Source organism: Ectothiorhodospira shaposhnikovii, assembly GCF_016584105.1.
GTDB classification, from domain to species: domain Bacteria; phylum Pseudomonadota; class Gammaproteobacteria; order Ectothiorhodospirales; family Ectothiorhodospiraceae; genus Ectothiorhodospira; species Ectothiorhodospira shaposhnikovii.
Genome location: NZ_NRSM01000005.1, coordinates 81,936 through 98,473, shown reverse-complemented (window position 1 = coordinate 98,473; position 16,538 = coordinate 81,936). Strand labels below are relative to the sequence as shown.

General features: G+C 64.5%; 15 protein-coding genes. All 15 read right to left on the bottom strand.

Annotated elements, in window-relative coordinates:
• Positions 1–100: 100 nt before the first annotated feature.
• Entirely contained in the window at positions 101–1,336 is a 1,236-nt protein-coding gene (ftsA, locus tag CKO35_RS04410) for a cell division protein FtsA (protein ID WP_200173028.1), read from the bottom strand.
• A 116-nt stretch (positions 1,337–1,452) separates the two neighbouring features.
• Positions 1,453–2,214, bottom strand: coding sequence for a cell division protein FtsQ/DivIB (locus tag CKO35_RS04405; protein ID WP_242467013.1), 762 nt, complete (start codon positions 2,212–2,214; stop codon positions 1,453–1,455).
• 22 nt (positions 2,215–2,236) lie between these two features.
• Positions 2,237–3,172, bottom strand: coding sequence for a D-alanine--D-alanine ligase (locus CKO35_RS04400; RefSeq protein WP_200173026.1), 936 nt, complete (start codon positions 3,170–3,172; stop codon positions 2,237–2,239).
• Positions 3,169–4,083, bottom strand: a complete 915-nt coding sequence (murB, locus tag CKO35_RS04395; RefSeq protein WP_200173024.1) for a UDP-N-acetylmuramate dehydrogenase — start codon at positions 4,081–4,083, stop codon at positions 3,169–3,171. Before murB ends, CKO35_RS04400 begins: the two co-directional genes overlap by 4 nt.
• Positions 4,080–5,510 carry a UDP-N-acetylmuramate--L-alanine ligase gene (gene murC, locus CKO35_RS04390; RefSeq protein ID WP_200173023.1) on the bottom strand — a complete coding sequence of 477 codons (1,431 nt, stop codon included), beginning with the start codon at positions 5,508–5,510 and terminating at the stop codon, positions 4,080–4,082. The genes murB and murC overlap by 4 nt, the downstream gene beginning before the upstream one ends.
• Positions 5,507–6,595, bottom strand: a complete 1,089-nt coding sequence (gene murG, locus CKO35_RS04385) for an undecaprenyldiphospho-muramoylpentapeptide beta-N-acetylglucosaminyltransferase (protein ID WP_200173021.1) — start codon at positions 6,593–6,595, stop codon at positions 5,507–5,509. The genes murC and murG overlap by 4 nt, the downstream gene beginning before the upstream one ends.
• Entirely contained in the window at positions 6,592–7,794 is a 1,203-nt protein-coding gene (gene ftsW / locus CKO35_RS04380; RefSeq protein ID WP_200173019.1) for a putative lipid II flippase FtsW, read from the bottom strand. The genes murG and ftsW overlap by 4 nt, the downstream gene beginning before the upstream one ends.
• Positions 7,791–9,122, bottom strand: a complete 1,332-nt coding sequence (gene murD / locus CKO35_RS04375) for a UDP-N-acetylmuramoyl-L-alanine--D-glutamate ligase (RefSeq protein ID WP_200173017.1) — start codon at positions 9,120–9,122, stop codon at positions 7,791–7,793. The genes ftsW and murD overlap by 4 nt, the downstream gene beginning before the upstream one ends.
• Before the next feature lie 14 nt (positions 9,123–9,136).
• Positions 9,137–10,219: a phospho-N-acetylmuramoyl-pentapeptide-transferase gene (gene mraY, locus CKO35_RS04370; protein WP_200173015.1), complete on the bottom strand. Its 1,083-nt coding sequence runs from the start codon at positions 10,217–10,219 to the stop codon at positions 9,137–9,139.
• Positions 10,200–11,582, bottom strand: coding sequence for a UDP-N-acetylmuramoyl-tripeptide--D-alanyl-D-alanine ligase (locus tag CKO35_RS04365; protein ID WP_200173013.1), 1,383 nt, complete (start codon positions 11,580–11,582; stop codon positions 10,200–10,202). Before CKO35_RS04365 ends, mraY begins: the two co-directional genes overlap by 20 nt.
• Positions 11,579–13,087, bottom strand: coding sequence for a UDP-N-acetylmuramoyl-L-alanyl-D-glutamate--2,6-diaminopimelate ligase (locus CKO35_RS04360; protein ID WP_200173012.1), 1,509 nt, complete (start codon positions 13,085–13,087; stop codon positions 11,579–11,581). Before CKO35_RS04360 ends, CKO35_RS04365 begins: the two co-directional genes overlap by 4 nt.
• Positions 13,084–14,799 (bottom strand): peptidoglycan D,D-transpeptidase FtsI family protein, encoded by a 1,716-nt coding sequence (locus CKO35_RS04355; protein WP_200173011.1) that lies wholly within the window; start codon positions 14,797–14,799, stop codon positions 13,084–13,086. The genes CKO35_RS04360 and CKO35_RS04355 overlap by 4 nt, the downstream gene beginning before the upstream one ends.
• Before the next feature lie 3 nt (positions 14,800–14,802).
• Entirely contained in the window at positions 14,803–15,072 is a 270-nt protein-coding gene (ftsL, locus tag CKO35_RS04350) for a cell division protein FtsL (RefSeq protein WP_200173010.1), read from the bottom strand.
• Entirely contained in the window at positions 15,069–16,016 is a 948-nt protein-coding gene (rsmH, locus tag CKO35_RS04345; RefSeq protein WP_200173009.1) for a 16S rRNA (cytosine(1402)-N(4))-methyltransferase RsmH, read from the bottom strand. The genes ftsL and rsmH overlap by 4 nt, the downstream gene beginning before the upstream one ends.
• Positions 16,013–16,465: a division/cell wall cluster transcriptional repressor MraZ gene (gene mraZ, locus CKO35_RS04340; protein WP_200173008.1), complete on the bottom strand. Its 453-nt coding sequence runs from the start codon at positions 16,463–16,465 to the stop codon at positions 16,013–16,015. The genes rsmH and mraZ overlap by 4 nt, the downstream gene beginning before the upstream one ends.
• Positions 16,466–16,538: the final 73 nt, after the last annotated feature.

Sequence of the window (16,538 nt, the reverse complement as noted above, 5' to 3'; positions counted from 1 at the left end):
GTTAAAAAGACCGTAACCTTCCGAATTCAGATCACCCGATTCATCCACGCCCGCGTATTCTTTCTGTATCCATCGCCACGAAGTCCGACATGAGCCTGTCCTATAGATTGCCCTGAAACCAGCTCTTCATCCGCCCCCAGACGGATTTCATCCCCCCACCACGGACTCCTTCGGTCATGGCCTGATAACGACTTTGATGACCGAACAGCAACAGCCCCACTCCGGTGGAATGCATGGGGTTCCTGACCGCATCCACCAGACCGGTGACGTACTGGGGCAACCCCAGACGCACGGGCATGTGAAAGACCTCTTCCGCCAGTTCCGCCACGCCTTCCATCTTCGAAGACCCACCGGTCAGCACCACGCCCGCGGCCACCATTTCCTCACAACCGGACCGGCGCAGTTCCGCCTGGACCAGGGACATGAGTTCCTCGTAGCGGGGCTCCACCACCCCGGCCAGGATCTGCCGGGAGAGACGGCGGGGGGGACGGTCACCCACGCCAGGCACCTCGATGCTTTCCTCCGGATTGGCCAGCTGACGCAGGGCACAGGCATACTTGATCTTGATGTCCTCCGCGTACTGGGTGGGCGTCCGCAGGGCCACGGCGATATCATTGGTCACCTGATCACCGGCGATGGGAATCACCGCGGTGTGGCGGATCGCACCGTCGGTAAAGACGGCAATATCGGTGGTCCCGCCACCGATATCCACCAGACACACTCCCAATTCCTTCTCATCCTCGGTGAGTACGGCATAGCTGGAGGCCAGTTGCTCCAGGATGATGTCATCCACCTCCAGCCCACACCGTCTGACGCACTTGATGATGTTCTGGGCCGCGGACACCGCGCCTGTGACCAGGTGAACCTTGGCCTCAAGGCGTACGCCCGACATGCCGATGGGCTCGCGGATACCTTCCTGCTCATCAATGATGAACTCCTGGGGCAGCACATGAAGGATGCGCTGATCCGCCGGGATAGCCACCGCCCTGGCGGCATCAATCACCCGCTCCACATCCGCCGTATTGACTTCCTTGTCCTTGATGGCCACCACACCGGTGGAATTGAGGCTCTTCACATGACTGCCGGCAATCCCGGTGAAGACCGAGTGAATCTGGCAGCCGGCCATCAGCTCCGCTTCCTCGATGGCACGCTGGATGGATTGCACAGTGGATTCGATATTGACCACCACGCCCTTTTTCAACCCACGGGAAGGATGGGAACCGATACCGACAATCTCGATACCCCCCTCGTCATTCACTTCACCGACGATGGCCTCCACCTTGGAGGTGCCGATATCAAGGCCGACTATCATTCCCTTATCGGATCGCTTAGACATAACCCTTCATCTCCACCACGACGCAATCAGGGTGGTTTCACCACACTGCCGGTACCGGGAAAACAACGCCGGACTCATTACTTCTTTCATTTGCCTTGCCTGCATGACAGACCGTCTCATTTGACATCACCTTCGCCGGACTGCCAGGCCACGGCGATGCCGTTGGTGTAACGCATGTCGATTCGCCGGATGGGCTCGTCCCGATGCTCCTCCAGGCGCGGATACATGCGCACCAGCCGGTCCAGGCGATCCGCGTCCATCCCCCGGCCCATGAGGACCTGCCCCCCGTCCTCCAGCTGGATCACCCAGGAGCGCCGGGCATCCTCCTTGATGCCGGAAACTTCCAGGCCCACATCCGCCAGCCTGGCCTGTACCGCCAGGAATCGTTCCATGAGTTGCCGCTGACGGCCCTCCCGGCCCTCCAGGAACGGCAGACCCTCGGGGGCTTCCGACAACTCCGGGCGGAACAGTTCCCCATACTGGTTCACCAGGGCATCGCTGCCCCAGCGTGCCACCGGGACCTGCTCCTCGATCCGGATCACGATCCGGTCCGGCCATTCCCGGCGCACCCACACCCCACGTACCCAGGGAAGTGCCTTGACCGACCTCTCCACCTGACGCAGATCCAGGTTGAAGAAGCCCCCCCGCACATGGGGCGCGATGGCCGCGGACAGGGTCTCCGGCACCATATGACGCAACTCGCCCTCCACTTCCACGCTGCGGATGGGCAGGGTATCGGGCTCCATCAAATGGGCTACCCCTCCTTGGCCAGCGACGGCAAGCATCATGACAGCTGCCACCAGCAGCAGGGATCGCAGGGCGCGGCGCAAGCGTGCCTCCCGCCACCAGGGCGGCCGCTGCACCCTTCGCCTAGCCATCGCTCTGCCCATACGCACCCCATTACCGCGCCCCCGGAATCAGGGACGTGGCCAGAATCTTCATTACCAGGGCCTGAAAATCCAGCCCGGCGACACGGGCCGCCATGGGCACCAGACTGTGATCGGTCATGCCCGGCACCGTATTGACCTCAATCACCCAGGCCTTGCCCCCGGCATCCATCATCAGATCCACCCGGCCCCAGCCCCGCCCGGACACACCCTCGAAGGCGGCCAGGGCCAGGGCCTGCACGGCGGCCTCGGCCTCGGGGTCCAGTCCGCAGGGACAGTGATAGCGGGTATCCCCGGCTGCGTACTTGGCCTCGTAATCATAAAAGGACCGGGGAGTTTCCAGGCGGATCAGGGGCAACGGCTCACCGTCCAGAATGGCCGCGGTGAATTCCCTGCCCGTGATCCAGCGTTCGGCGAATACCGGCCCGCCACAGGCGGCGGCGACTTCAAAGGCAGCCGGCAGATCCTCCACCCGGTTGACCCGGGACATGCCGATGCTCGACCCCTCCAGGGCAGGCTTGACGATCAGGGGCAGACCCAGGGCTTCCACCACCGCCACCGGATCGAACCCGGATTCCAGCACCCGGTAATCCGGCGTCGGCAGACCGGCCCCGCGCCAGAGGCGCTTGCTCATGAGCTTGTTCATGCCCACGGCCGAACCGGCCACGCCGGTGCCCGTATAGGGGATGCCCAGCAGTTCCAGGGCGCCCTGGATGACGCCATCCTCGCCGCCCCGTCCGTGCAGGATGATGAACGCCCGGTCATAATCACCGCAGGCCAGGATCTCCAGCACATCCCGTCCCACATCGATGCCATGGGCATCCACGCCGGACGACAGCAATGCTCGCAGCACGGCCTGGCCGCTGCGCAGGGAAACCTCCCGCTCCGCGGACCCACCGCCCATGAGTACCGCCACCCTGCCGAAATCGGCCTGATTCGACTGCGTCATGACGCCACCTCGTTGAGGGTTTCACCCACGATGCGGACCTCGGGAACCAGCGTGACCCCGAAACGGGACTGGATTTCGGTCTGCACCCGGATCATCAGGGCCTCCATGTCCGCGGCCCGGGCATTCCCCGTATTGATGATGAAATTGGCATGTCTTTCCGAGATCATGGCTCCGCCGACCTGCATCCCCTTGAGACCCGCCAACTCGATCAACCGGGCCGCATGGTCCCCTTCAGGATTGCGAAATACCGAGCCACAGGATGGTTGCCCGATGGGCTGGGTCCGGTTGCGCCGGGACAGCAGGTCCTTGACCCGCCGGCGGGATTCTTCACCATCACCGGGGGCGAAAGCCAGGACCGCTTCCACAAACCAGCCTTCCCGGCTACCCTGCACATGGCGATAGCCCACCTCGTAATCCCCCCGTGTGTGAACATGCAGGCACCCCCGCCGGTCGACGGTGGTGACCTGTTCCACGTGAGACCAGGTATCGTCACCCCAGGCCCCGGCATTCATGGCCAGGGCCCCACCCAGGGCACCGGGGATACCGGCAAGAAATTCGCCGCCGGCAAGATCGTGCTCGGCACAGAAACGGGACAGTTTGGCGCAACTCACGCCCGCCCCGACCCGCGCCCGGTATCCCGACAGACCGTGCAGGGTATCCAGCACACCCGCATAGGCAATCACCGTCCCGCGGATACCACCATCGCGCACCAGGATATTGCTGCCCAGACCAAGCCAGAACAGGGGCTCGTCCGCCCGCAGGCCGGACAGGAACAGCACCAGGTCATCCAGATCCGCCGGACGATACCAACGGTCCGCCGGACCACCCACCCGCCAGGAGGTATGCCTGGCCATGGCTTCATTGATGCGCAGTTCCCCGCGCAGATGACCGGGACGACGGGCAACGATCATGGCCCCTCCCCGACACCGGCCAGTGCCGTCGGCAGACTGGCCGCCAATGCCCCCACATTACCCGCGCCCTGGGTCAGCAGGACATCCCCCTCCCGCAAGACACCCCGCAGGGCGTCCACCAGACGCTCGGGGGCATCCACGAACACGGGATCCACCCTTCCCCGGGTACGGATCGCCCGGGCCAGGGTACGGCCATCGGCGCCGGGAATGGGGTCCTCGCCCGCCGCATAGACATCCAGTAGCACCAGCACATCGGGCTCGGACAGTACCTCGGCAAAATCCTCGAACAGATCCCGGGTACGGGTGTAGCGGTGGGGCTGAAAGGCCAGCACCAGACGCCGGCCCGGCCAGGCGGATCGGGCCGCAGCAATGGTGGCAGCCACTTCAGTGGGATGGTGGCCATAGTCATCCACCAGCATCACCTCGCCCGCCGGGGCGGGCAGACGGCCGTAAACCTGGAAACGCCGGCCGATGCCCTGAAATGCCTGCAACCCCCGCTGTATGGCACCGTCGTCCACCCCCAGCTCGTGGGCCACGGCCACCGCCGCCAGGGCATTGAGTACATTGTGGCGTCCCGGCAGGTTCAGGGTCACCGGCAAGGCCCGATCACGGCCCGGCAGGTACAGGTCGAAGTGGGTGAGGGTGCCGTCGGGGCGTAGCTCACGGGCCTTGACGTCGGCCGGATGATCGATGCCGTAAGTGAGCATGGGGCGGCCGATGCGAGTGATCAGATCGCGGATTTCCGGGTCATCCGCGCACAGCACCGCCAGGCCGTAGAAAGGCAAGTGGTGCAAAAACTCCAGGAACGTATCCCGCAACCGGGAAAAATCCCCTTCATAGGTGGCCAGGTGGTCCGCATCGATGTTGGTCACCACCGAGATCATCGGCTGCAGACACAGGAAGGAGGCGTCGCTCTCGTCCGCCTCGGCCACCAGGTAGTTGCCCTGCCCAAGCCGGGAATGGCTGGCGGTGCTGTTGAGCCGGCCGCCGATGACGAAGGTGGGGTCAAGCCCGCCCTCCGCCAACAGACTGGCCACCAGGCTGGTGGTGGTGGTCTTGCCGTGGGTCCCGGCCACGGCGATGCCATAACGGAAACGCATCAGCTCGGCCAGCATCTCGGCCCGGGGCACGACGGGAATGCGACGTTCCTGTGCCGCCCGCAACTCCGGGTTATCGGGACGGATGGCGCTGGACACCACGAGCACGTCGGCCTGCCACACATGGGCGGCATCGTGCCCCAGGCGAACTTCCACGCCCAGCCCCTCCAGGCGCCGGGTCACGGCATTTTCGGCAATATCCGAACCACTGACCTGGTAGCCCAGGTTGGCCAGCACTTCGGCGATGCCGCCCATGCCCGAACCGCCGATACCCACAAAGTGAATCCGGCGGATGCGACGCATGCCGATCAGGGCGTTGGGCGCATTCATGAACAATCTCCTTTCCCAGCCAGGGCCAGACAGGCCTCGGCCACGCGATGGGTGGCATCGGGACGTGCCAGGGAACGGGCCTGGCGGGCCATTTCCAGCAATCGGGGGCGGTCCAGGGACTCCAGCCATGTCGCCAGGGCTTCGGGGTCCAGTTCATCCTGAAGCACGAGCCGGGCCGCCCCGGCTTCGGACAGATGGCGGGCATTGGCACGCTGATGATCATCCACCGCGTGGGGATAAGGCACCAGCAGGGCGGCCACGCCGGCAGCCGCCAGTTCCGAGACCGTCAGCGCCCCTGCCCGGCAGATCACCAGATCTGCCCAGTCATAGGCCTCGGCCATGTCATCGATAAAGGCCGTCACCTCGGCCTCCACCCCGGCCCGGGCATACGACCGGCGGGCCTCATCCAGCGTGCGCTCCCCCGCCTGATGACGGATCAGGGGTCGGCGCACCTCGGGCAGACGTGCCACCGCTTCAGGCACACGGGTATTCAGGGCCAGGGCACCCAGGCTGCCGCCGACCACCAGCAGACGCAGGGGGCCTTCCCGCCCGGCCAGGCGCACTTCGGGCTCCGGCAACGCACGGATGCTCTCACGCACCGGATTGCCGACAGCCACCGCCTGGCGGCCCGCAGGAAACGTGCCCGGAAAGGCTTCCAGCACCAGGTCCGCGCGACCGGCCAGCCAGCGATTGGTCATGCCGGCAATGGCGTTCTGCTCGTGGATCACCAGGGGATGGCCCAGGGCGGCGGCCATGAGACCACCAGGGCCGGAGGCAAATCCGCCCAGGCCCAGCACGGCCCTGGGCTTGAGCCGCAGCATCAGGCCCAAAGCCGCCCACAGGGCCACCCCCAGTCGCCAGGGGGCCAGCAACCAGGCGGTCGCCCCCTTGCCCCGCAGACCGCTCACCGGCAGGGTATGGAACTCGATCCCCGCCGCCGGCACCAGCCGGGCCTCCAGGCCGTTGGCCGTGCCCAGCCAGCACACGGTCTCGCCGCGGGCACGCAGGCAGTCGGCCACGGCCAGCCCGGGGAAAACGTGTCCCCCGGTGCCACCGGCCATGATCAGGATGGGACGACGACTCATGCTCCACCTCCCGAGGCACGACGCCGCGGCCTGAAACCACCGCTCTCCACCGTTTCCCTATGCACCCTGGCCAGCAATCCCATGGCCGCGCAGGTCACCAGCATGGAGCTGCCGCCATAGCTCATCAGGGGCAGGGTCAGCCCCTTGGTAGGCAGCATGCCCATGTTCACAGCCATGTTGATGAAGGCCTGCAGACTGATCCAGATGCCGATGCCGTAGGCCAGATGCGCGCCGAACAGATGTCCCACCCGCTCGGCGGCCTGACCGATGGCAAAGCTGCGCCAGAGCAGGAAGCCGTAGAGGGCCACCAGCACCACGATACCCACCAGCCCCAGTTCCTCGGCCAGCACGGCAAACAGGAAATCGTTGTGGGCTTCCGGCAGGTAAAAGAGTTTCTGCACGCTGCCACCCAGCCCCACGCCGAACCAGGAACCACTGCCGATGGCAATGAGAGACTGGGTGAGCTGGAATCCTGTGTTGAAGGGGTCGGTCCAGGGATCCATGAAGCCGGTGAGACGGGCCACCCGATAAGGGGTCTGGATGGCCAGCCAGGCCATCGCCATGCCTACGGCACCCAACAGCATGAAGAACTGCCACAGCCTCGCGCCACCCAGGAACAGCATTCCCAGAGCGATGGCCATCAGCACCACCGCGGCCCCGAAATCCGGCTGCATGAGAAGAGGCGCTGTGGCCAGCATCAGCAGGATCAAGGGCTTGGCAAAACCCATCAGGGTCTCGCGTACCTGGCGGGCATGGCGCACCAGATAACCGGCCAGATAGATGGTCATGAGCAGTTTCACCACCTCGGAGACCTGCAGATTGAACAACCCCACGGAAATCCAGCGGGTGGAGCCGTTCACCGTCTTGCCGATACCGGGCACCAGCACCAGCAGCAACAGCACGTAGACGGACAGGAGCAGCCAGGGCCCCATGGCCTGCCACCAGGCCAGGCGCAGGTTGTAGAACATGACGGCCGCCAACAGACCGAGACTGACAAAAAACACCTGGCGTTGCAGGAAATAGAAAGGATCGCCCAGGTTCCGGTCAGCGATCCCGATGGAGGCGGATCCCACCATCACCAGTCCCAGTCCCAGCAGGGCCATGACCGTGACCGCCAGTCCCAGATCCACCTTCTGATGCAGTTCCACCGCCAGACGGCTGTCCATGTCCCGGGTGGCCTGAAGATCAAGACCCTTCATGGCGCCAGCCTCCGTACTTCGGACTCGAATACCTCGCCCCGATGTGCGTAGTTACGGAACATGTCCAGGCTGGCACAGGCTGGGGAAAGCAGCACGCTGTCCTGGCGACAGGCCAGACGGGCAGCCTCGGTCACGGCCTGCTCCATATCATGGACCCGTACCACCGGCACCACGCCCCCCAGGGCCTGTTCGATCACGGCTGCATCCTGCCCCAGCAGCACCACGGCCCGTGCCTTGTCGGCAGCCACGGCCTGGAGGGGCGTGAAATCCTGCCCCTTGCCCTGCCCACCGGCGATGAGCACGACCTTGCCCGGCAACCCCGCCAGGGCGGCCAGAGTGGAACCCAGGTTGGTGCCCTTGGAATCGTTGTACCAGTCAACACCACCCATGTTCGCCACCCACCGGCAACGATGGGGTAGCCCGGCGAAGCGGCGCAACACCGCCAGCATGTCGTCCATGGGCAGGCCGACGGCTTCCCCCAGGGCCAGGGCGGCCAGGGCATTGGCCGTGTTATGTCGGCCAGCCATGCGCAATTCCGCCTCGGGCATCAGCGGGCCGTCACCCTGGTACAACCAGGGCTCCCCACCCCGATCCCTCAGGCCGTATTGACCCGCCTCGGGGATATCCAGACCAAAACCCACGCGCACCTGCCTCCCGGCCATGTCCTGAACCAGGGGGTCATTGCGGTTGATCACCGCTACCCGGGCATGTAGGAAGATGCGAGCCTTGGCCTGGGCATAGTCATCCAGCCCCTGATAGCGGTCCAGGTGATCCGCAGACACGTTGAGCACGGCGGCCGCATCACATCGAAGCCCGGAGGTGGTCTCAAGCTGGAAGCTGGACAGCTCCAGCACATACAGCTCAGGCGCCGGCCGGGATGTCAGGAGATCCAGCGCCGGAGTCCCCAGATTACCACCGACCGCCACCTGCAGGCCGGCGGCCCGGGCCATCTCGCCCACCAGCGTGGTGACCGTGCTTTTGCCGTTGGAGCCTGTGATGGCCAGTACCGGGGCATCGACCAGCCCGGCGAAAAGCTCGATATCCCCCATCACCCGAGCGCCACGGGCCCGGGCGGCCTGGATGGCCGGTTCACGGACACTCACACCGGGGCTCACGATCAGGCGATCAAAGCGGGCAAACAGGTCCGGGGCGAACGGCCCGGTAAAGACACGGACTTCGGGCACCCGTTCCCGCAGCGCATCCAGGCCGGGTGGCAATTCGCGGGTATCGGCCACGCAAAAGGGCTCCCCGCGGGCGGCCAGATGCCGCGCCACGGAAAGCCCGGTGGTGCCCAGTCCCACGATCAGTGTCGTTGCCTGCACTGTCACGTCACTCGCCGTCCTCAACGGATCTTCAGGGTTGCCAGACCGATCAGTACCAACACCACGGTGATGATCCAGAAACGCACGATCACCCGCGGTTCGGGCCAGCCCTTGAGTTCAAAATGATGATGCAGTGGCGCCATGCGGAAGATGCGCCGCCCGGTCAGCTTGTAGGAAGCCACCTGCAGGATCACAGACAGGGTTTCGATCACGAACACCCCTCCCATGATCACCAGCACGATTTCCTGACGGGTGGTCACCGCCAGCAGGCCCAGGGCGGCCCCCAGGGCCAACGCGCCCACATCACCCATGAACACCTGGGCAGGATAGGCGTTGAACCACAGAAACCCCATGCCCGCGCCCACCAGCGCGGCGGCAAACACCGTCAGATCCCCCACCCCAGGCACATAGGGAATCCCCAGATAATTGGCGAAGATGGCGTGCCCGGAAACATAGGCAAACACACCCAGGGCCCCGGCCACCAGTACGCAGGGCATGATGGCCAGGCCATCCAGACCATCGGTGAGGTTCACCGCGTTGCTCGAACCCACGATCACCAGCCAGGTCAACGGTATGAACCAAAGCCCCAGATCAACGGCCACATCCTTGAAGACGGGCACGATCAGGGTGGTTTCGATGGGCGTCTGGGCGGTATAGAACAGGAACACGGCGGTCAGGAAGGCCACCACGCTCTGCCAGAAAAACTTGCTGCGCGCCGACAGGCCACGGCTGTTGCCGTAACGCAGCTTCAAGTAATCGTCCACTCCGCCGATAAGACCGAATAACAGGGTGACCAGCAGCACCACCCAGACAAAGCGGTTGCTCAGATCACTCCACAGCAGGGTGCTGACGGCCACCGCCACCAGGATCAGGGCACCGCCCATGGTGGGGGTCCCCGCCTTGCTGAAGTGGGTCTGGGGACCATCACTGCGCACCTGCTGACCGATCTTGTACCGGGCAAGCCGCCGGATCATGGCCGGCCCCACCATGAAGGCGATCAGCAGTGCCGTGAGCACGCCCATGATGGCGCGCAGGGTCAGGTACTGGAACACATTGAAGGCCGTATAGTACTGGCTCAGATAATCAAACAGAATGAGCAGCATGCCCACTGTCTCCCGATCGTTCTTGTTGCTGCCCTTGTTCGCTTGCCAGCGCCGAGATCACCCGATCCATGCGTTGCCCCCGGGAACCCTTGACCAGAACCACCACACCGGGCCCCAGGTAATCCACCAACGCCGCCAGAAGTCCGGACTGATCCTCGAAATGTTCGGCGCCCTCACCGAAGGCAAGTACCGCATGTCGGCTCAGCGGCCCCACCGCCAGCAGTTGTTCCACCCCCATTTCCCGGGCCAAGGCACCAATTTCACGGTGCATGCCGGAGGCGTCCTCTCCCAACTCGCCCATGTCGCCGAGCACGAAAATACGATGCCCGGACTGCTCCACCAGCACCTGGAGGGCTGCCCGGGACGAAGCAGGGTTCGCATTATAGCTGTCGTCGATGAGGCGGCTGCCCGATGGCCCCCGTCGGGACACCAGACGCCCCGGTACCGGTTGCATCGACGCCAACCCCTCACCAATGGCCGCAGCATCCGCCCCCAGGGCATGAGCCGCGGCAGCGGCCGCCAGGGCATTGAGCCGGTTATGGCGACCGGCCAGGGCCAGTGACACCTGAATCTGCCGATCCGGCAGATGGATCAGCAGATCCTCGCCACGCAATTCTCCACGGACCCCGGCCCGGGCCGACAGTCCAAACAGCACGACACGCCGTTCCGGGTTCATGGCCCGCCACAGATCGGTATAGGGATCGTCGGCGTTGATCACCGCCACGCCCTCATCCCCCAGCCCCTGGAAGATCTCGCCCTTGGCATGGGCAACCCCCTCGATACTGCCGAAACCTTCCAGATGGGCCGGTCCGGCATTGGTGATCAAGGCCACATCAGGCCGGGTGATGCGCGTCAGCAAGGCGATCTCGCCCGCGTGATTCGCCCCCATCTCGATGACACCGAAATCATGCCCCTCGGACAGGCTCAGCAACGTCAGGGGAACACCGATCTCATTGTTCAGATTGCCGCGGGTCGCCCAGGTCTCGCCGCAATGGCCAAGGATCGCCGCCAGCATCTCCTTGACCGTGGTTTTGCCGTTGCTACCCGTCAACGCCACGACCCTGGCTTTACAGCGGCATCGCCAACCGGCGGCCAGATCCGCCAGAGCCTGACGGGTGTCCCCCACCAGCACCCGGGGCCGGGCATCCACCGGTTCCAGATCGTGATTGACCAGCAGACCGGAAGCCGGAAGCCGGCCATCGATAAAATCATGGGCGTCGTAACGTGGTCCCTTGAGGGCCACGAACAGCTGTCCCGCGGTGACACTGCGGCTATCCGTGGACACCCCGCGCACGACCACGTCAGGGCCTTGCAACCGGCCACCGGACAGGAGCGCCACCTGACTCATGGGCAACTGCATCATGTCTCGCCCTCCGTCAGTCGCAGGACCAGATCCCGATCACTGAAGGGCAGGTATTCATCGCCGAAGATCTGCCAGGTCTCATGTCCCTTGCCGGCCACCAGCACCACATCCTCCCGCGCCGCCCGGCTGAAGGCATGACGTATGGCGGTCTCCCGATCGATTTCCACATGCACCCCGGGAGCATCGGTGAATCCCGCACAAATCCCGTCGATGATGGCCTGGGGCGCTTCGTGACGGGGATTGTCACTGGTCACCACCACCTGATCCGCGTAGCGTTGTGCCATGGCCGCCATCAAAGGGCGCTTGCCCGGATCCCTGTCGCCGCCACAACCGAACACGCACCAGAGACGCCCGCCACAATGCACCCGAAGGGCCTGCAGCACCTGGGCCAACGCCTCGTGGGTATGGGCATAATCCACCACCACCAGTGGCCCACGGGGTCCACGGAAACGCTCCATGCGACCGGGTACGGACGGGCCATGCCGCAACCGCTCCAGGGCATCGGTGAGGGTGACGTCCATCGTCAGCAATGCGGCCAGAACCGCCAGCAGATTCTGAAGGTTGAAGCGGCCGAGCCAGGGGCTTTCCAACTCACCGTGCCCCCATGGGGTCAACACGCGGGCCCTGACGCCATCGGCATGGAATTCCAGGTTGGTTGCCAGCACCTGCTCACGACCATCGGGAGCCACCCGCAGCCCATAGCCCAGCACGCCGACATGGGACTCCACCCGCCCGGCCAGCATGACGCCGAAGGGATCGTCCAGATTCAGCACCGCCGTCTTCAGGCCCGGCCACGCAAAAAGCCGCGCCTTGGCCTCCCCGTACGCAGCCACCGTACCGTGATAATCCAGATGATCCCGCCCCAGATTGGTAAGGATGGCCAGGTCAAAATCCACCCCGGCCACCCTGGACTGATCCAGGGCATGGGATGACACCTCCATGACCACCTGACGGATGGATTGCTGATTCATGGCGGCCAGCATGGCCTGGAGTGCAAGGGGGTCCGGCGTGGTCAGACCCGGTTCGGCCAGTTCCCCGTAACGGCCGCTACCCAGGGTGCCTATCACGCCGCAGGGACGGCTGTCGCTGTCCAGGGCACGGGCCAGGCACTGGGAAACGGAAGTCTTGCCGTCGGTACCCGTGACACCCACCACGCGCATATTACGGGAAGGATGGGCATGGAAACGAGCCGCGATTTCACCCATGCGCTCACGCAGCCGCGGGACCGACAGATAGGGCACGTCTCCCCGGGGATGGGGATCCCCCGCCAGCGGGATGGGTTCCCAGAGTACCGCCACGACACCACGCCGTATCGCCTCCACCGCATGGGTCAGGCCATGGTGATGACATCCGGCCACGGCCAGAAAGATATCGCCGGGCATTGCCCGCCGACTGTCCAGACACAGCCCCCCCACCGCCCGGTCATCACCGGCCGGCACCGGCGCCAGCCCGGCCAGCAGCTCTGACAGCAGGCACCGCCCATGCAGAAGGTCGGGATGCCTCATGTCGGCGCCTCCTGGGGAGCGCGCGACGCGGACCTCAATCCGGGGAGATTATCGGGGGGGATATCCATGAGCCTCAGGGCACCGCGCATCACGCCACTGAAGATCGGAGCGGCCACCTGGCCGCCATAGTACTGGTCACCGCCGGGTTCATCGATGATCACCACCATGACCAGACGGGGATCACTGGCCGGCGCCATCCCCGCAAACAGCGAGAGATATCGGCCCCTGGCGTACCCGCCATCCACCAGCTTGCGTGCCGTACCGGTCTTCCCGGCCACCCGATACCCCTCCACCGCGGCGCGGATGCCGGTGCCCTCCCTGGAGACGGCCACTTCCAGCATGTGCACCAGATCCCGAGCGGCATCGGCGCTCATCACCCGGTAAGCTTCGCGGGGCGCGTCCGAAACCACCAGACGGGGGGTGTACATGATCCCTTCATTGGCAATGGCGGCATAGGCCTGGGCCAACTGGAGCGGCGTCACCGACAATCCATAGCCAAACCCCATGGTGGCCCGCTCCACATCGCGCCAGTGGAAGAAATCCCGCAGGTTGCCACCGGCCTCACCAGGAAAGCCACTGCCCGTGCCACGACCGAAACCCGCCCGGTAAAAGGTCTCCCAAAGCTGCTGGGGCTCGATGGCCAGAGCCAGCTGGCTCGCCCCCACGTTGGATGACTTGCTGATCAGGGTGGTGAGATCTATCAGGCCGTAGTTACGGATATCCGTCACGGTGTGGCGTCCGACCCTCATGCGTCCCGGGCTGGTCTGCAACAGGGATTCCTTCTGGAACTGTCCGGATTCCAGAGCTGCGGCCACGGTAAAGGGCTTGATGGTGGATCCCGGCTCGATCAGGTCCGTCACGGCCCGGTTGCGTGCGCTCTCGCCCCGCAAGGTGCCACGGTTATTCGGGTTGTAGGATGGCTGGTTGACCATCGCCAGGATATCGCCATTACGGGCATCCATGATCACGGCGGACCCCGCCAGTGCCCCATGGGCCTGCACGGCGGCCTTGAGTTCCCGATACGCCAGATATTGCAGACGCTGGTCGATGGTCAGGACCAGATCCTGTCCGGGACGGGCAGGCCGGATGTTTTCAACATCCCTGATCACGCGCCCGAGACGATCACGTACCACCCGCTTGGCACCCGGCTCCCCGGTCAGCCAGGTGTTATAGGCCAGTTCCAGGCCTTCCTGTCCACGATCATCAATGTTGGTAAAGCCCAGCACATGGGCCGATACCTCCCCCATGGGATAGTACCGCCGATACTCCCGCTGCAGGGCGACTCCGGGAATACCCATGGCCATCACCTGTCGCCCCACATCCGGGGTGACATGACGACGCAGGTAGACGAATTCACGCTCCGCGCGCTCCAGCAGTCTCTGGTGCAGTTCACGGGGATTCATGTCCAGCAGGCGGGCAAGATCCAGCAGCTGGTGATCCGGGTACTGCAGGGTTTCCCGCGGATTGGCCCAGACGCTGTCCACGGGGGTACTGACCGCCATGGGTTCACCGTGGCGGTCGAGGATCATGCCCCGATGGGCCGGCAGGGAAACCACCCGGAGGTGGCGCGCATCCCCTTGTCCCTGCAAAAAATCCTGCTGCAGCACCTGCAGATCCACGGCACGCGCCAGCACCGCGACGAAGGCGAGGACGAAAGCCCCCAGCACCACGCCAAGCCGCCAGCGAGGAACCGTTGTCATTGGAACCGACATCAATCACTCCAGCAGAATAATGGTGGAACGGGTATCGGGCAGGCGCATGTTGAGGCGCTGAGCAGCCTCCTCTTCAATCCGCCCGTGCGTCGCCCATGTGCTTTGCTCCAACTGCAATTGGCCCCACTCGATATTCAGTTCATCACGCAATCTCAGCTCTACCTGCAGCTCCATGAACAACATTCTGCTCTGATGCTTGCTGCTCACCACCGCCAGTGCGCTGACCACCACACCCATGAACAACAGGCCTGGCAATATCAGGCGCCAGCTCATGGCAATCGTTCTGCCACCCGCAACACGGCACTGCGCGCGCGCGGGTTCGATTCGACCTCCGCCAGACCCGGGCGGCAGGCCTTGCCGATCCGGAGCAGGGTCCGCCCCGGAGGCGGCTCGGTGATCGGCAACCCTCTCGGCACCGGCACCCCCTCGGACTGACGCCGGATGAAACGCTTCACGGCCCGATCCTCCAGGGAATGGAAACTGATGACCGCCAATCGCCCGCCTGGCGCCAGGGCCGTCGGGATCTGCGCCAGACATTCATCCAGAGATTCCAGTTCCCGATTCACATGCAGACGGATGGCCTGAAAACTGCGCGTAGCCGGGTGCTTGTGCCGTTCATGACGGGGTATGGCCTCAGCGATCAGGGCCGCAAGCTGGCCGGTTCTCAGGATGGGCGTCTCTGCCCGTTGCGTCACAAGATGCCGCGCAATGCGCCTGGCGTGACGCTCCTCGCCAAGGGATTTCAGGACAGCTGCAATTTCACTCTCATCCGCCCGTGCAAGCCACTGAGCCGCTGATTCACCCTGCATCGGATCCATACGCATATCCAGGGGACCATCCCGCATGAAGCTGAACCCCCTGTCGGGACTGTCCAGCTGCGGCGACGACACCCCCAGGTCCAGCAGCACCCCGTCCACCCGCCCGACCAGATCCCGCGCCTCAAGCACCTCCAGCAACCGCGTGAACGAGGTTCGGACAAACTCGAAACGCTCATCCCCCGAAAAACGGCGACAGGCTTCGGCCTGTGCCTCGGGATCCTGATCCAGGGCGATCAGACGTCCCGCCGCGCCCAGGCACCCGAGGATGGCCCCGCTGTGCCCACCCCTGCCGAAGGTACCGTCCACATAGATACCCTCGGGACGCAGACGCAGTGCTTCCAGAGACTCATCCAACAGCACGGGGCGATGGTGTAAAACCTTCCGATCTTCATGGCTCACAGTGTCAGGGACTCCAGAATTCCACTCAGGTCATTCTCCTTCGAATCCTGACTGAACCAGTCTTCACGGCAGAGGTTCCACGCGTCCTCATCCCACAGTTCGAACTTGTTGCCCTGCCCCACCAGTACCGCCTGTTTTCTCAAATTTGCAAATTCACGCAGTGGCGCAGGCAGAAGAATCCGGCCATTGCCATCCATCTCACAGTCGCAGGCATGCCCCACCAGCAGGCGCTGCAGATCCCGAACCTGACGGTTGATGTTGGGCCGGGACATCACCTGCTGCTCCAGAATCTCCCAGTCCGGCAAAGGGTAGAGCAGCAGGCATCTGTCCAGGTGCACGGTGATGACGAGATGACCCTGGGCACTTTCCATCAGGCGATCACGATACCGGGAGGGCATCGCCATGCGTCCCTTGGAGTCCAGATTCAAGTTGGTAATGCCTCTGAACACGGCCGCCCCGGGCATTGCCTGCCGATCACATTGCCTGTCCCGCCGGACTCAGGAGGAGCCCCCACCTTTCATC

Excerpts from the sequence above, each read along its gene's own strand:
- ftsA (WP_200173028.1), bottom strand. The coding sequence starts at position 1,336 with ATGTCTAAGCGATCCGATAAGGGAATGATAGTCGGCCTTGATATCGGC.
- CKO35_RS04405 (WP_242467013.1), bottom strand. The coding sequence starts at position 2,214 with ATGGCTAGGCGAAGGGTGCAGCGGCCGCCCTGGTGGCGGGAGGCACGC.
- CKO35_RS04400 (WP_200173026.1), bottom strand. The coding sequence starts at position 3,172 with ATGACGCAGTCGAATCAGGCCGATTTCGGCAGGGTGGCGGTACTCATG.
- murB (WP_200173024.1), bottom strand. The coding sequence starts at position 4,083 with ATGATCGTTGCCCGTCGTCCCGGTCATCTGCGCGGGGAACTGCGCATC.
- murC (WP_200173023.1), bottom strand. The coding sequence starts at position 5,510 with ATGAATGCGCCCAACGCCCTGATCGGCATGCGTCGCATCCGCCGGATT.
- murG (WP_200173021.1), bottom strand. The coding sequence starts at position 6,595 with ATGAGTCGTCGTCCCATCCTGATCATGGCCGGTGGCACCGGGGGACAC.
- ftsW (WP_200173019.1), bottom strand. The coding sequence starts at position 7,794 with ATGAAGGGTCTTGATCTTCAGGCCACCCGGGACATGGACAGCCGTCTG.
- mraY (WP_200173015.1), bottom strand. The coding sequence starts at position 10,219 with ATGCTGCTCATTCTGTTTGATTATCTGAGCCAGTACTATACGGCCTTC.
- CKO35_RS04365 (WP_200173013.1), bottom strand. The coding sequence starts at position 11,582 with ATGATGCAGTTGCCCATGAGTCAGGTGGCGCTCCTGTCCGGTGGCCGG.
- CKO35_RS04360 (WP_200173012.1), bottom strand. The coding sequence starts at position 13,087 with ATGAGGCATCCCGACCTTCTGCATGGGCGGTGCCTGCTGTCAGAGCTG.
- CKO35_RS04355 (WP_200173011.1), bottom strand. The coding sequence starts at position 14,799 with ATGTCGGTTCCAATGACAACGGTTCCTCGCTGGCGGCTTGGCGTGGTG.
- ftsL (WP_200173010.1), bottom strand. The coding sequence starts at position 15,072 with ATGAGCTGGCGCCTGATATTGCCAGGCCTGTTGTTCATGGGTGTGGTG.